This window comes from Synechococcus sp. CS-205 (genome assembly GCF_025128255.1).
Taxonomy (GTDB): domain Bacteria; phylum Cyanobacteriota; class Cyanobacteriia; order PCC-6307; family Cyanobiaceae; genus Regnicoccus_A.
In genome coordinates this window covers 1-15,251 of record NZ_JAHLZB010000045.1, presented here as the reverse complement: position 1 = coordinate 15,251, position 15,251 = coordinate 1, and the positions used below count along the sequence as shown (strand labels likewise).

Here is a 15,251-nt window from a genome sequence, read left to right as displayed (position 1 = left end):
CGGTTCATGAGGCCAGTCACTGGACGATCTGATCAAGACTAACCCTGATTCTGCTCGTAATACTCACTCGGTTGCATGGTGAACACCTCCTGGGCTCCCTGACCCCTGATCTCATACTCGCCCACCCGCTCCAGATTCCATGCGGGGTCGGCATTGGCCGCCACCACCCTGCTGAGGATGATGTCGCGTCCCGACTGCTTGGCCACGCCCTCCAGGCGGCTGGCCATGTTCACCGTGTCGCCGATCACCGTGTAATCCATCCGTGAAGCGCAGCCGATGTTGCCGCTGATCACAGGCCCGCCACTGAGGATCATCACCTGCTCCCAGGGGTCCTTCCCCTGGGTGGCCCAGCGCTCGTTGAGGGAGTCCATCTGGTGCTGGAGCTCCAGAATCGCTTCCAGGGCCGACTGGACCTCGACGGCGATTCCCCGGTTTAGGGGGACACCGAACACAGCCAGGACGGCGTCACCCATGTACTTGTCGATGATCGCCCCTTTCCGCTGAAGCGTATCAACGACGACAGCAAAATACTCATTCAATTGCTGTACCAATTCACTGGCCTTGCCTTCCTTGCTCATCTGGGTGGTGCGCTGGGTGAAGCCACGCACGTCGCAGATGAACACCACCACCTCCGAGACCTTGCCACCCAGCATTTCATCGGCTTCCTCAGGCTGACTGGCGATCTGAGCCGCCACAGCAGGGGAGAGGTAACGCTCCAGCATCCGCCGCAGGCGAAGCCGGTTCCATTGAAGGCGCACCGTGGCATCCCCGGCACTGACCAGACCGGTGGCGAGGGTGAGGGCCGAGAGACCCACCAGGCCGATCCCCGTCCCTGAGGCGCTCACCAGGATCAGGCCCAGGACCACCATCCCGCCGGAGAGAAGCGCCAGGACGCCGAGACGAACCAGTGGTTTTTCAGCTCGGGCACTGGCCAGGCCCAGGGCCAGCATCCCCAGCCCGAGCATCGGGGCCACGTACCAGGCCCTTGGATGAATGTAGAGAGCCCGGCCCTCCAGACGGTTGGCGATCTCGGCAGCGTGAATCTCCACGCCGGGCATGCCCTCGGCTCCCGCGAACGCCGTGCGGTGAATGTCCTGCAGCACGCTGGCGGTGGGGCCGATCAGCACCACCTGATCGCGGAAGACACCCTGCTGATCGAGCCGGGAGAAGCTGCCCGACTCCAGCACCTCCCAGATCGGAATCGTGGGGATCGTGCGCGGCGGGCCGTAGGGATCCACCAGGGGGCGCCAGTCGGCCAGCAGCGGCGGCGGCGGAATTTCTGCCAGACCGCCCTTGGCGATCAGCTGGGTGGAGAGCCCCGGAGGCACATCCAACATGCCTGACTGTCGCAGCTGCTCGGCATAGGTGCTGGGGCGCAGACGGATGTAGCCATCAGGATCCTGCAGGCCATTGAGAAGTCCGGAGCTGCGGGCCCCTGCGGCCTCGATCAGGAAGGGCATCGCAGCGCTGAGGGTCAGCCCCCCCACCCGGCCGCGGCTTTCAAACACCTGGGCACCAAGCACCACCTTGCCGCTGTGGCGCTGCAGGGCCTCGGTCAGGGCCTGATCATCCTCCGGGCCATGGCTGCTGGGGGCATCGAAGAGAAGGTCGAAACCCACCACCCGGGCACCGGCGGAAAACAGGCGATCCAGCACACGGTCGTAGATGGCCCGCGGCCATGGCCAGGCCGCCAGGCGTCGCAGCTCCTTGTCCTGGCTCAGGTCGGCGTTCTGCCCCTGAACCAGGCTGTAGTCGTCGATGCCGACGATCACCACCCCGCCCGGAGGCTGGCGCGGACCGCGCAGCTCCTGGGTGCGGGAGGACAGATCCAGCTGCCAGCGCTCGTAGATGTCGGGGAACAACCCGAAGCCGAGCGCGCAGGCTCCTGCCCAGCCCACGAACACCCCGTAGCGGCGCAGCCATGTGATCGCTCGGGAGGTCATGGGCTCAGGGGCTTCAAAGATGCTCCATCAACGTGAGCTGATAGCTGGTGAGGGCAAGCTTGGTGCCCAGATCGCGGGTGAGGGCCAGCAACAGTTCCGTGACGGCATCTGGCTCCCACTGGCGCAGGGTATCGAAATCATGGCGCTCCAGCACCCAGCAGCTGCCGTCGAGATCAGCAGTGACATTGGCGGTGCGGGGCGCGCCGGAAAGAAAGGAAATTTCGCCGAAGCACATCCCCGGCTCGAAGGTGGCCAGGCGGGATTCATGGGTCTGGCCATCGCTGCCCCGCATTTCGACGGTGATCGTGAAGCGTCCCTCCCTGACCAGAAAGAGCTCATGGCCTGGATCACCCTTGGTGATCACCAGGTCATCCTTGGCAAAGGTGCGGCACTGCATCAGGTCGGCCAGGGTCTGGCGATGGCCGGGCTGCAGCATGCCCAGAAAGCCCAGCGTCTGATCGATCTCCGTGGTGAAAGGAGGGGTGCGGTCCTCCTCACCACTCTTCAGGAGTAGATCCTCGGCCCACTCCAGCGCCTGATCCAGCTGAGCGAACTTCGGCATCTCCTCCTCTTCACTGGCCACGCTCAGGGTGCGTGGAAGGTCGAGATGTTGGGCCCTGGCCAGCAGAACGATCACGCCACTGCGCCGCAGGGACGTGAGCTCGTTCAGGAACAACCCTCTGGATTCCTCCGGCAATTCGGTGACGTGGGCCACATCCAGCACCAGGATCCAGGCGTCAGCCATGATCTCGCTGAGCTCGGAGAGCAGCCGCTCGATCGCGGCGAAATCCAGCACTCCCTGGGCGTGCACGATCCGGATCGCATCCCGCCGCTCCTGCAGGAGCCTGGCCTGGTCAACCGCTCGCCAACGCCGCGACTGCCGCTGGGTGCCCTTGTAGGAACGGCGGATCGTGGAACTGGTCTGGGGGTATTGGTTGAAGAGACTGAGTCCGAGGCTGTCGGAGAGCTCATTGCAGACCGCAATGCCGCGCACACTGTTGCCCAGCACATCCAGAGGCGGCGAATAGGTGGCGATGCCGAGCCGACCGGGCACCATGGCCAGCACCCCGCCGCCCACGCCACTCTTGGCGGGCATGCCCACGTCGTAGAGCCACTGACCGGCGAAGTCGTAGGTGCCGCAGGTGGCCATCAACGCCAGCATGCGCACAGTGATCTCCGGCGTGAGTGGCCTGGCGCCGGTGAAGGGATTGTGACCCTGGCAGGCGAGGGTGGCGGCCATCACCGCCAGATCGTGGCAGGTGACGGTGATCGAGCACTGCTTGAAATAGAGATCGAGCGACTCTTCCGGATCATCCTCAATGATTCCGAAATTGCGCAGCAGGTGTCCGATCGCCCGGTTGCGATGGCCGGTGGAGCGCTCCGACTGGAACACCTCCCGGTCGATGCTCAGACGACGTCCGGCCAGTTCGCTGAAGAAGTCGAGCATCAGAGCTTCGGCCTGATGCGGATCGTGGTTCCAGATCTGCGCCGTCGTGGCGATGGCCCCGGCGTTGATCATCGGATTGCGGGGGCGGCCCGTCTTCTGATCAAGGCTGATGGCGTTGAAGGCATCCCCTGAGGGCTCCACACCCACCTTCGTGGCCAGGTGCTGGCCTGAAAACAACTTCAGGGCCAGGCCATAGGCAAACGGCTTGGAGATCGACTGGATCGTGAACGGCTTGCGGGTGTCGCCCACTTCGTAGAGGCGGCCATCGACCGTGGCGATCGAGATGCCGAAATCAGAGGGATTCGCCTTGGCCAGCTCGGGGATGTAGTCAGCTGGAGCGCCGTCCTCAAGCAGGGAGTAGCGACGGTGGAGATCCGCCAGCAGCCCTTGAATGACATCGGCCGTGCTGCTGGGGGTATCGATCATGCGAGCAGGCTCAAGCGGGGTGGGATACCGGTGAGCACAGATACCAATCGGTGTCGGGCGGGTCAGTCTGTAGCGGGCAATACGTGGCAACCATTCAGGAGAGCCGAGCGATCAGGTCGGCTCGGGCCTGCTCCAGGGCCGGGTCAAGGGCGGCGGCATCACGGCCTCCCGCCTGGGCCAGGTGCGGACGACCGCCACCACCACCTCCACAGCGCTTGGCCACCGCAGCAATGAAAGGCCCGGCTTTCGGCCCGGCGTCGATCACCTGGGCACCGAAGGCTGCCACCAGGATCAGCTTGCTGGACTCGGCGGTGTCGGGCAGGCCACCGAGGACGACGGCGCCGGCCGGGCCAAGCGTCTCCTGGAGCTGCTGGGCGGCCGGCTGAAGGGCGGCACCCTCCACCCCATCGAGGCGTGCCACCAGCACTCGGAACGCACCCACCTCCTGCGTCTGGGCCGCCAGTGCCGCGACCCTGGCCCTGGCCAGCTCCGAGCGAGCGGCCTCCAGGGCCCTGGCCGTGGCCTTGAGGTCGTCCTGAAGACCGCTCACCCGCGCCAGGATCTCACCGGGCTGCACCTTGAAGCGTTCCGTAAGGGCCCGCACCACGCTGTCGCGTTCCCTGAGGTAATCGAGCACCGCCGGGCCGGCCACCGCTTCGATGCGTCGGATGCCGGCCGCCACGCCGGTCTCGCTCACGATCCGGAACAGGCCGATCTCGGCGGTGTTGGCCACATGGGTGCCGCCACAGAGCTCCATCGACACCCCCGGGACATCCACCACCCGCACCGTCTCCCCATACTTTTCGCCGAACATGGCCACGGCCCCGGCGGCACGGGCCCGCTCCAGCTCCATCTCTTGCACCTCCAGGGCGTGGGCCTCGGCGATCCAGCCGTTGATCCGCTCCTCGATCCGCTCCAGTTCCTCGGCGCTCAGGGCACGGGGACAATGGAAATCGAAGCGCAGCCTCTCGAAATCCACCAGGGAGCCGGCCTGGGAGATCGAGGCATCCACCAGCTGCTTGAGAGCCGCCTGCAGCAGATGGGTGGCGGTGTGATGGGCCTGGACACGCCGGCGACAGGCACGGTCCACCAGGGCGGTCAGGGTGTCACCCAGGGTCAGCTCGCCCCGCTCGATCCGGCCGTGGTGGACGATCAGCTTGCGCTGGTGGCTGACCGCTTCGATCCGCACGATCACCCCGGCCTCGGGCCCAGCGCCCGGAGCACCGCCCGCCAGCACGCCGCGATCACCGATCTGGCCGCCGGATTCGCCATAGAACGGCGTGGAATCGAGCACGATCTGGACGGCATCGCCCGCCACCGCAGCCTGGGCCTGCTCACCATTCACCACCAGGGCCATCACCTGGCTGGGGTGCTCCAGGGCCTCATAACCGCGGAACTCCGTGGCCGGCAGCTGCTCGGCCATGGCCTCGATCGCCCCCTGCAGGGTGAGATCCAGCCGCACCGAGGCGGCCTTGGCCCGCTGGCGCTGGGCCTCCATCGCCGCCTCGAAGCCGGCCAGGTCGACGGCCAGCCCATGCTCCTCGGCGATCTCCTCGGTGAGCTCCAGGGGGAAGCCGTAGGTGTCGTAGAGCTCGAAGGCCTGCTCCCCGCTGATCTGCTCAGGCCGGGCCGAGAGCACCTCCGCCAGAAGCTTCTCACCGCGCTCGAGGGTTTCCAGGAAGCGGGCCTCCTCCCGGGCCAGCTCAGCCATAATCGCCTCGCTCCGCTCCTCCAGTTGGGGATAGGCCTCCGCCATCAGGGCGATCGCCGCCTGCCCCATAGCCGGCAGGAAGGGGGTGTCGATGCCCAGCAGCCGGCCATGGCGCACCACACGCCGAAGCAGCCGCCTCAGGATGTACCCACGGCCCAGATTGGAGGCGGTCACCCCATCGGCGATCAGCTGGGTGATGGCGCGGCTGTGGTCGCCGATCACCTTCAGGGAGGTCTGGCCGCGGGGGTCCAGCTGCCGATAGTCGATCCCAGCCAGGGTGGCGGCGGTTTCGATCAGCGGATAGATCAGGTCGGTTTCGTAGTTGTTCGAAACCCCCTGCAGGATCTGGGCCATGCGTTCCAGGCCCATGCCGGTGTCGATGTTGCGGTTCTCCAGCGGCGTGAGGTTGCCCTCGGCGTCGCGGTTGAACTGCATGAACACCAGGTTGTAGAACTCGATGAAGCGGCTGTCGTCCTCCAGGTCGAGGTGGTCGTCACCGAGCTCGGGCCGGAAATCGTAGTAGATCTCGGAGCAGGGACCGCAGGGTCCGGTGGGACCCGACACCCAGAAGTTGTCGGCCTCACCCAGGCGCACGATCCGCCGGGGGTCGACCCCCACCGTGTCGCGCCAGATCGCCGCCGCTTCGTCGTCGTCGCGAAAGACACTGACCACCAGATGCTTCGGATCGAGACCGAACACCCCTGTGGAGAGCTCCCAGGCCCAGGTCATCGCCTCGGCCTTGAAGTAATCGCCGAAGGAGAAGTTGCCGAGCATCTCGAAGAACGTGTGATGCCGGGCCGTGCGGCCCACGTTCTCGATGTCGTTGGTGCGGATGCACTTCTGGCTGGTGGTGGCCCGCGCGGCCGGCCTCGGCGCCTGCCCCAGGAACACCGGCTTGAAAGGCAGCATTCCGGCGATGGTGAGCAGCACCGTGGGGTCATCAGGCACCAGCGAGGCGCTGGCCATGCGGCGGTGCCCCCGGGCTTCGTAGAAGGCCAGGAAGGCCTCGCGGATTTCGGCGCCGCTGCGGGGGCGTGGGTGCCGCTCGGAGCGGGCGGATGAGGTGGCAGCCATGGCCGGACGCGGCAAATCAACCCTGGAGAGGGCATGATCGCCCAGCACAGGCCCCTCCCGTTCCGACTGCTCCCCGTGCCCGCCCTGACGGCCCCATCCGACCACCGCGCCCAGCTGCGCCTGCAGTCGATCGCCTGGGCCCTGCTGGCAGCCGCCACGGCCCTGGCACTGGCCCTGGTGCTGGGGTTGAGGCCGGCCCTGAGGGCTGGTGGCTGTGGCTTTTTCTACGGGTTGCTGGCCTTTCATCTGCAGCGGGTCGATCCCGACGACAGCCACCTGCAGGCCGGCCTGGTGGGGGCGGTCTGCGGCATCCGCAGCCTGGGCACCAGCCCCGATCTGCCGGCCATCGGTGCCCTCATGGGCGCAGGCGGGCTGCGCTTGCTGCCGGGCCTGGCGCTGGAGCTGCTGCTGGTCTGGCTGCCGCTCTGGCTGCCTCTGGCGGGCAGTGCCCTGGTGCTTCACTCCCTGCAGCGCCGGCTGTCGACCCTGAGGCCCTGAGCGGGCCGGTGGGCGCGCCATCCGGCAGAGTGCCCGGGGAGTCGCTCCGCTCACGCGAGCCGAGGCGATGTCCGTGGTCGATGTCCGTGGTTGCTGCCGGTGTTCTCGATGCGACGCCACCCATGCTCTGAGGGGTCCCAGCAGCCATGAGCCTGCTGCACGCCACCTGGCTGTCGAGGGAAACCGCGGCCGTGCCCGCCCTTGGCGGTGGTTACAGGCCAGGGCTGCTGCTCTGGGGGGATACCTGGCGCGTGGCGGAACCACAGGCCCCGGCAAGCGAGCCGCCGCTGCACCCCCTCAGCCTCGATCAGGACGACCTCGGCGCCTGGCTGGAGGAAGCAGACCTCTGGACCGAGGATTTCCGCCCCGCGGGGGCCAACCTCTGCCTGCCCAGCCGCCGGCAGGGCGCCAGGGGGAAAAGGAAAACCGACAGCAGCAGCTGGAGCGGCCTGCCGCTGCAGGCGGGTGAGCCGATTCCGAAATCGGTGGAGTGGTGGCCCTGGCGCGTGGAGGGCTGGTGGCTGGAGCCTGGTGCCGCCACGATCTGGCTGGGGCGCCTGCCCCTCTCGGGCGACCATCCCGACCTGGCCGATGACCTGCGCTGGTGGAGCCACCTGCAGCGCTGGTCGCTGAGCCTGCTCTCGCGGGGCCGGCTGCTGCCCCAGGTGGAGGCGGGACGCGCCCGCTGGCTGCCACTGATCAACCGCGAGGACGACCGGCGTCGCCTGGAGGATCTGGCCTCGCGCCTGCCCCAGGTGGCCCTGGCGGCCCTGGAGCCCGGCCAGGGAGAGGCCGGCGTTTCACTGGCGTGCTGGCGGCCGGGGTCCGGACGGCGACGGCTGGCTTCGATCCTCACGGATCTGGTGGATGCGCGCATGCGCGCGGGCTTCACCCCCGCGCCGGAGGGGCTGGACCCACTGCTGGCGGCCTGGCAGCGGGCGCTCGGACCCGGAGACGGGCGCCTCGATCTGGATGACGACGACTGCGAGCGCCTGCAGGTGGCCACCCACCACTGGCGCGAAGCGGTGGCCGGCCGGGTGGAGCCGGCCCGGGCCTGCCTCGAGCTCGACACCCCCGGCGAGGGGGAGGAGTTGTGGCCCCTGCGCTTCAGCCTGCAGGCCGAAGCCGACCCAAGCTTGCTGCTGCCCGCCGCCGGCGTCTGGGCCGCCGGGGCCGGCGCCCTGCAGCTCGGTGAAGCTGAACTCCAGCAGCCCGGCGAACTGCTGCTGGAGGGCCTGGGACGGGCCCTGCAGGTGTTTGAGCCGATCGAGCGGGGCCTCGACACGGCCACACCCGAGCGGATGGCGCTCACCCCGGCCGAAGCCTTCGTGCTGGTGCGCACCGCCGCGTTGAAGCTGCGCGACGTGGGTGTGGGCGTGGTGCTGCCCCCCAGCCTCAGCGGCGGCCTGGCCAGCCGGCTGGGCCTCTCGATCGAAGCCGATCTGCCCGAGCGCTCCCGGGGCTTCAGCCTCGGCGAAAGCCTGCAATGGCACTGGGAGCTGATGATCGGCGGAGTCACGCTCACCCTGCGCGACCTGGAGCGGCTGGCCGGCAAACGCAGCCCGCTGGTGCAGCACAACGGGGCCTGGATCGAGCTGCGTCCCGGTGATCTGCGCCATGCCGAGAAGTTCTGCGCCCTCGATCCTGTTCTCAGCCTCGATGACGCCCTGCGCCTGACCGGCAACGAGGGGGAGACCCTGCAGCGGCTGCCGGTGCACCGTTTCACCGCCGGCCCGAGGCTGCAGGCGGTGCTGGAGCAGTACCACCAGCAGAAGGCTCCCGATCCCCTGCCGGCTCCCGAGGGCTTCGCCGGGCAGCTGCGGCCCTACCAGGAACGGGGGCTGGGCTGGCTGGCCTTCCTGCACCGCTTTGATCAGGGGGCCTGCCTGGCCGACGACATGGGCCTGGGCAAGACCATCCAGCTGCTGGCCTTCCTGCAGCACCTCAAGGCGGAGAAGGAACTGAAACGTCCGGTGTTGCTGGTGGCTCCCACCTCGGTGCTCACCAACTGGCTGCGGGAGGCGAAGGGCTTCACCCCGGAGCTGAGCGTGGTGGAGCACTACGGCCCCCGGCGGCCGTCCACCCCCGCCGCCCTGAAGAAGAAGCTGGAGGGGGTGGATCTGGTGCTCACCAGCTACGGCCTGCTGCAGCGCGACAGCGCACTGCTGAGCAGCCTCGACTGGCAGGGGCTGGTGATCGATGAAGCCCAGGCGATCAAGAATTCCTCGGCCCGGCAGTCACAGGCAGCCCGCGAGCTGGCCCGGCCGCTCAAGCAGAGCCGTTTCCGCATCGCCCTCACCGGCACGCCGGTGGAGAACCGGGTGAGCGAGCTCTGGGCCCTGATGGACTTTCTCAACCCGAAGGTGCTGGGGGAGGAGGAGTTCTTCCGCCAGCGCTACCGCCTGCCGATCGAGCGCTACGGCGACATGGCGTCGGTGCGCGACCTCAAGGCCCGGGTGGGTCCGTTCATCCTGCGGCGCCTCAAGACCGACCGCTCGATCATCTCCGACCTGCCCGAGAAGGTGGAACTGAGCGAATGGGTGGGGCTCTCCCCCGAACAGGTGAAGCTCTACCGCCGCACCGTGGAGGAGACCCTCGATGCGATCGCGCGGGCACCCGTGGGCAAGAAGCACGGCCAGGTGCTGGGCCTGCTCACCAAGCTCAAGCAGGTCTGCAACCACCCGGCCCTGATGCTCAAGGAACCGGAGGTGGGGACAGGCTTCAGCGCCCGCTCAGCCAAGTTGCAGCGCCTTGAGGAAATCGTGGAGGAAGTGATTGAGGCCGGCGACCGGGCCCTGCTCTTCACGCAATTCGCCGAATGGGGGCACCTGCTCCAGGCCCACCTGCAGCAGCGCTTTCACCAGGAGGTGCCCTTCCTCTACGGCAGCACCAGCAAGGCGGAGCGTCAGGCGATGGTGGATCGCTTCCAGGAGGATCCCCGGGGCCCTCAATTGTTCCTGCTCTCGCTCAAGGCAGGCGGCGTGGGCCTCAACCTCACCAGAGCCAGCCACGTGTTCCACATCGATCGCTGGTGGAATCCAGCAGTGGAGAACCAGGCCACCGACCGCGCTTACCGCATCGGCCAGACCAACCGGGTGATGGTTCACAAGTTCATCACCAGCGGCTCGGTGGAAGAGAAGATCGACCGCATGATCCGAGAGAAGGCCCGACTGGCCGAAGACATCGTGGGCAGCGGTGAGGAGTGGCTGGGTGGCCTCGACCCCGGCCAGCTGCGCGATCTGGTGTCCCTTGAGGAGTGATCCGGTGATGGCCGGAGCGATTGTTCTGCTGGCCGATGGGAACGGCACCCCAAGGCTGCTCGACTGGCTGGATCATCACCAGCCCCTGCTCGATGGATACCCCCTGCTGGCCCCCGCTGAATTGGCCGGCGATCTGGCCCGGGATGAACGCACCGCCGGCCTGGAGCTGACCACGGAGGGGGGATTGGCTGCCGGCGGCGACATCCAGCTGGCCGAGCGGATCCTGAGCGGCGCGGTCAGCGCCGTGCTGTTCTTCGTGGATCCAGCCACCGCCCTGGCCGGCACCCCCGACCTGCGCCTGCTGCTGCGGGTCTGCGCCCTGGCCGACACGCCCCTGGCCCTGAACGAGGCCACCGCCACCCTGGCCCTGCGAGGCCTGGGTCGCTGCCGGCTGGCCTATCTGATCTTCAACCCGGTGGCCGGCCAGGGGGACCCCAATGAGGATCTGGCCCTGATCCGGGCCCTGCTGGAGCCGCAGCTGGTGCTCAACGTGGTGATGACCCGCCCGGATCGTGACCCTGCCGATCAGACACGGGAGCTGGTGGACATCCTGCAGGCACGGCCCGAACCCGAGAGCGGCAGCGTGATGATCCTGGCCAGCGGTGGTGATGGCACGATCTCGGCCGTGGCGGGGGCCGTGATCGAGACCGGCATCCCCCTGGGGGTGATCCCCCGGGGCACCGCCAACGCCTTTGCCAACGCCCTGGACATCCCCACCGACCTGGAGGGGGCCTGCCGCACGATCCTGGCCGGACACACCCGGGTGGTGGACGCGGCCCGTTGCAACGACACGCCGATGATCCTGCTGGCGGGCCTCGGCTTCGAGGCGGGGATGGTGGACCGGGCCACCCGGGAGCTCAAGACCATGCTGGGCCCCCTGGCCTATGTGCTCGCGGGCGCCCAGCAACTGGCCACCCAGGAACCCTTCCAGGCGAGGCTGACCATCGAGGGACAGGTGACCGAGTTGCAGACCGGGGCGATCACGGTGGCGAATGTGGCCCCGGCCACCTCAGTTCTGGCCCAGGGGTTCGGCCAGGTGATCCCCGACGACGGCCTGCTGGAGATCACCATCGCCTCCCCCATCAACCGGCTGCAGGGGCTGAACACCTTCGCCTCCCTGGTGGCCTCCGCCGTGGTCCGCACACCGACCAACCGGCCCGATCTGCTCTGTCTGCGGGCGCATGAGATCACGATCAGCACCGATCCGCCCCAGAAACTGGTGATCGACGGCGAACTGATCGAGGCCGAACCGATCAACATCGTCTGCCTGAGCGGAGCACTGACGGTGTTGGCCCCTCTCCCCGTGGACTGAGTCCTGCGATGACCCAGGGGGACGCCGGCTCGTCGCGGTAAGGCGCCAGGATCGGACCTACGACCCCTGCCCAACCGCTGCTCCACCTTCCCTCGGCCGGCGTCGATGTGTTTTGGCTTGAGCTGATGCGCAGTGGTGCCAGTGGAGCCGATCTGCCTGTAAACAAGGTCAAACCGCCCCTGCCCCGGTGTCCCTCGCCATCGCCCTGCTCACGGTGTCGGATCGCCGCAGCGCCGATCCCTCCAGTGGTGACCCCTCAGGCGATGCCCTGCGCCAGCGGCTGGAGGCCGCCGGCCACCACCTGGTGGAACGCCGGCTGGTACCCGACAACCGCTACGCCATCCGCGCCGCCCTGAGCACCTGGATCGCCGATCCGGCCGTGCAGGTGGTGATCAGCAGCGGCGGTACGGGCCTCACCGGCCGTGACGGCACACCGGAAGCGGTGGCGCCCCTGCTCGACAAGACGATCGAGGGGTTCGGGGAGCTGTTCCGGGTGCTGTCCTTCGAGTCGATCGGCACCAGCACCCTGCAGAGCCGCTGCCTGGCGGGGGTGGCCAACGGCACGATCCTGTTCGTGCTGCCTGGCTCTCTTGATGCGGTGGCCACGGCCTGGGACCGGCTGATCCGAGCCCAGCTCGATGACGCCACCCAGCCCTGCAACCTGGTGCAGCTGCTGCCACGGCTGAATGAAGATCCCCGTCGCCCGGCGACCAGCCCGGGCGTTGGAAAAGGTGTGGGCTGAACCCCGCCTGGCCCGGGTCGGCGGTTGAAATGCTGTGGCGAGCGAAGCAGTGGAGCAGAGGGTGGGACAGATCGTCGGACGGGTGGAGGCGATCTGGCGCTACCCGGTGAAATCGATGCTGGGAGAGCGCCTCGAAGCCGCCACGATCGGCAGCGGCGGGCTCGTCGGCGATCGGGCCTATGCCCTCTGGGATCACGCCACGGGCCGGGTGGCCAGCGCCAAGAATCCAAGGTTGTGGCGTGACCTGCTCGGCTATGCAGCCCGGTGCCTAGAGCCACCGCAGGCAGAAGCGGCGCCACCGGCGGTGGCGATCACCGCCCCGGCCGGAGGGCATGCGCCCTCCGAGGCCGCCCGCATGATCAGCAGCGATCCTGCCGTGGACAGCTGGCTCAGCCAACGCCTCGGCCGGGAGGTGAGCCTGCTGGACCAGTCTCCGCAGGGAGCCAGCCTGGATCAGTACTGGCCAGCGGTGCAGCAGCGGGAGTTTCAGGACGTGGTCAACGAGCTGGTGCTGCCGCCCGGCACTTTCTTCGATTCCTGCCCGATTCACGCCATCAGCACGGCCAGCCTGGAGCGGCTGCGGCAGCTGGAACCCCAGCTCGACTTCGCCGTGGAGCGCTTTCGCCCGAACCTGCTGATCCGCCCGGAAGCGGGCGCCAGCGGCTTTGTGGAGGAGTCCTGGATCGGCCACACCCTCGCCTTTGGCGCTGACCTGAAGCTCCACGTCAGCGATGGCTGCCCGCGCTGTGTGGTGACCACCCTCAGCCAGGGCGAACTGCCGGAAGACCTGGAGATCCTGCGGGCCACGGCGCGGCACAACAACGTGGTGGCGGGAATCCGGCTGAGCGTGAGCAACCCCGGAGATGTGAACGTGGGTGATCCGGTGGTCCTGCTGGGCTGAACGCGATGGCGGCAGGGTCCGCTGGCGGTGTCGAGGAGGCTCTCAGCTCTCGCTGAGCCAGTAGAACTGCCCCCCCTGGAGAGCGATCACACCTTCATACTGGGAGGGCTTGACTCCGGTGTAGAGATCCGTGTAGTTGGCCCTTGGATTGATGCCATAGCGGCTGTAGCTCTCCAACTCCAGTTGCTGGGGGTGATCGTCGAAGTTGGCAATCACGAACACCTTTTCGGAACTTCTGAGATGGTTGTAGCGGAGGTAGCAGAGAAGATGCTCGTTGTCAGAGTGAAGAAGCTCACGGTTGTTGAAGTCTGCAAAGGCGGAGATCTCCTTACGAATGGCAATCATCCGCTTCATGGCCGTGAAGATCGTGCACTCCACGGTGCCCCGCTGATGGCGAAGCGCAGCTTTCTCCCAATCGATCTTGGCTCGGTGCACCCAGCGGCTGTCATTGTCCTTGCTCGGATCACTGGTATAGCTGTAGTCGTTGAGAAGCCCCAGCGCATCACCGTTATAAATCAGCGGAATTCCCCCGAAGGAGAACATGATTCCGTTGAGCAGCAGTATCTTATTGACCGCCATATCGATCAAGGCCTTATCTCCCTTTTCAAGTGCCGACTCAAGCCCCGCCAGCGAGGCCAGCGACCCACAGATTCTCGCGTCTCCTGTTGAATCATTACGCATGAACTCAAGGCCTCTGGCCGTATCATCATATTTTCCGATGAAATAATCGATCAGGAACTTGCGATGGGAATAAGGCTCATAGCCTGCGGCCGCAATGTCCTTGTCATCGAAGCCAAAGCCAATGTCGTCATGACAGCGGACATAGGTCAGCCAGGTGGCACGATCCAGCTTTGTGGGCAGACTCTTGATGCCTTCGCGCAACAACTTTGTGTTGCGCGTCGCAATGCCATCCCAGAGAAGAGCCATCAGGGTTGCGTTATAGGCAATTTCACATTCCTTGGCAACGATCGCATCCTCGCCGAAGTATTTAGCCACCTCGCTTGGAGCTACAATAGCCTCAGCGATGAACAGAACTCCAGGAGCCGTGACCTGGCAGCAGTCCTTGAGCAACTGAAGAATCAGATGGGCCTTGCGCTCGTTCTGGCAGGTTGATCCCATCTTCTTCCAGAGGAAGGCCACAGCATCAAGCCTGAGCACATCCACGCCCTGATTGGCCCAGAACAGAACGATCGAGAGGATTTCGATAAAAACTTCGGGGTTTCTGTAATTCAGATCCCACTGGTAGTCGTGGAACACCGTCATCACCCAGCGCTTCATCTCCTCATTCCAGGTGAAATTACCCGGGTCAGTTTCCGGGAAAACCCACGGCATGCCCTGCTCGAACACATCAGGCACAGAACGATCCTCAAACGTGAGGTAGTAGTTCTGATAGCGAGTGTCCCCATCCTTGGCCTTCAAGGCCCATTCGTGCTCATCCGAGGTGTGGTTCAAGACGATGTCAAGAACCAACAGGATGCCATTCTTTCTGAATTGCTCAGAAATTTTTTGAATATCATTGAGATCACCGACTCGACTATCAATCTCACGAAAGCTGCTGATGGCATAGCCTCCATCACTCCTGCCAACAGGGCACTTCAGGATCGGCATGATGTGAACCATGTTCACACCGAGCTCCTGGAAGTAAGTGATCTTGGTGGCCAGATCAGCCAGGTCATTGGCAAATCCGTTGGTATACAGCGCCATGCCCACCCACTTCTGCGAGAGGAACCAGTTGTGGTCCTGCTCCCGACTCATGTCGATCCGCTCGGACTCCTCCGATCGGTAGATGTAGCCCTCAGCCATCGTCTCCACGAGGCGGACCATCTGAGCCTGGAAGTCGTCGCGATTTCCATAAAGGGTGGAGAAGAGCGAATGGATGGCATAAAAGTTTGCACCTAGCCGTGTGTAGAAATAGCGAAGATTCTGTCGCTTGATTT

Annotated in this window: 9 protein-coding genes; 5 read left to right on the top strand and 4 right to left on the bottom strand. The window is 66.1% G+C overall.

Features of this window, described 5'->3' with window-relative positions; translation table 11 throughout:
- Positions 1–38: 38 nt before the first annotated feature.
- From KQ297_RS11170 to alaS, 3 genes are all read right to left on the bottom strand, one after another.
- Positions 39–1,943, bottom strand: a complete 1,905-nt coding sequence (locus tag KQ297_RS11170; protein ID WP_259739484.1) for a CHASE2 domain-containing protein — start codon at positions 1,941–1,943, stop codon at positions 39–41.
- Positions 1,944–1,956: 13 nt separating this feature from the next.
- Positions 1,957–3,816, bottom strand: a complete 1,860-nt coding sequence (gene glsA, locus KQ297_RS11165; RefSeq protein WP_259739483.1) for a glutaminase A — start codon at positions 3,814–3,816, stop codon at positions 1,957–1,959.
- 94 nt (positions 3,817–3,910) lie between these two features.
- The gene (alaS, locus tag KQ297_RS11160; RefSeq protein WP_259739482.1) at positions 3,911–6,601 is read right to left on the bottom strand and encodes an alanine--tRNA ligase; all 2,691 of its coding nucleotides are present in this window, start codon (positions 6,599–6,601) and stop codon (positions 3,911–3,913) included.
- Between the two features lie 33 nt (positions 6,602–6,634).
- On the opposite strand from alaS, the gene KQ297_RS11155 reads away from it, so the two are divergent.
- The 5 genes from KQ297_RS11155 (at position 6,635) to KQ297_RS11135 (ending at position 13,314) form a co-directional block, all read left to right on the top strand.
- On the top strand, positions 6,635–7,099 hold the full coding sequence (locus KQ297_RS11155; RefSeq protein ID WP_259739481.1) for a hypothetical protein: 465 nt from the start codon (positions 6,635–6,637) through the stop codon (positions 7,097–7,099).
- Between the two features lie 146 nt (positions 7,100–7,245).
- Positions 7,246–10,359: a DEAD/DEAH box helicase gene (locus KQ297_RS11150; RefSeq protein WP_259739480.1), complete on the top strand. Its 3,114-nt coding sequence runs from the start codon at positions 7,246–7,248 to the stop codon at positions 10,357–10,359.
- The gene (locus KQ297_RS11145; protein ID WP_259739479.1) at positions 10,310–11,671 is read left to right on the top strand and encodes a diacylglycerol kinase family protein; all 1,362 of its coding nucleotides are present in this window, start codon (positions 10,310–10,312) and stop codon (positions 11,669–11,671) included. The genes KQ297_RS11150 and KQ297_RS11145 overlap by 50 nt, the downstream gene beginning before the upstream one ends.
- 187 nt (positions 11,672–11,858) lie before the next feature.
- Positions 11,859–12,413 carry a molybdenum cofactor biosynthesis protein B gene (moaB, locus tag KQ297_RS11140; protein WP_259739478.1) on the top strand — a complete coding sequence of 185 codons (555 nt, stop codon included), beginning with the start codon at positions 11,859–11,861 and terminating at the stop codon, positions 12,411–12,413.
- Between the two features lie 61 nt (positions 12,414–12,474).
- The gene (locus KQ297_RS11135; RefSeq protein ID WP_259739477.1) at positions 12,475–13,314 is read left to right on the top strand and encodes an MOSC domain-containing protein; all 840 of its coding nucleotides are present in this window, start codon (positions 12,475–12,477) and stop codon (positions 13,312–13,314) included.
- Between the two features lie 42 nt (positions 13,315–13,356).
- Here KQ297_RS11135 and KQ297_RS11130 read toward each other — a convergent pair whose 3' ends face one another.
- Positions 13,357–15,249 carry an amylosucrase gene (locus KQ297_RS11130; RefSeq protein WP_259739476.1) on the bottom strand — a complete coding sequence of 631 codons (1,893 nt, stop codon included), beginning with the start codon at positions 15,247–15,249 and terminating at the stop codon, positions 13,357–13,359.
- Positions 15,250–15,251: the final 2 nt, after the last annotated feature.

Excerpts from the sequence above, each read along its gene's own strand:
- KQ297_RS11170 (WP_259739484.1), bottom strand. The coding sequence starts at position 1,943 with ATGACCTCCCGAGCGATCACATGGCTGCGCCGCTACGGGGTGTTCGTG.
- glsA (WP_259739483.1), bottom strand. The coding sequence starts at position 3,816 with ATGATCGATACCCCCAGCAGCACGGCCGATGTCATTCAAGGGCTGCTG.
- alaS (WP_259739482.1), bottom strand. The coding sequence starts at position 6,601 with ATGGCTGCCACCTCATCCGCCCGCTCCGAGCGGCACCCACGCCCCCGC.
- KQ297_RS11155 (WP_259739481.1), top strand. The coding sequence starts at position 6,635 with ATGATCGCCCAGCACAGGCCCCTCCCGTTCCGACTGCTCCCCGTGCCC.
- KQ297_RS11150 (WP_259739480.1), top strand. The coding sequence starts at position 7,246 with ATGAGCCTGCTGCACGCCACCTGGCTGTCGAGGGAAACCGCGGCCGTG.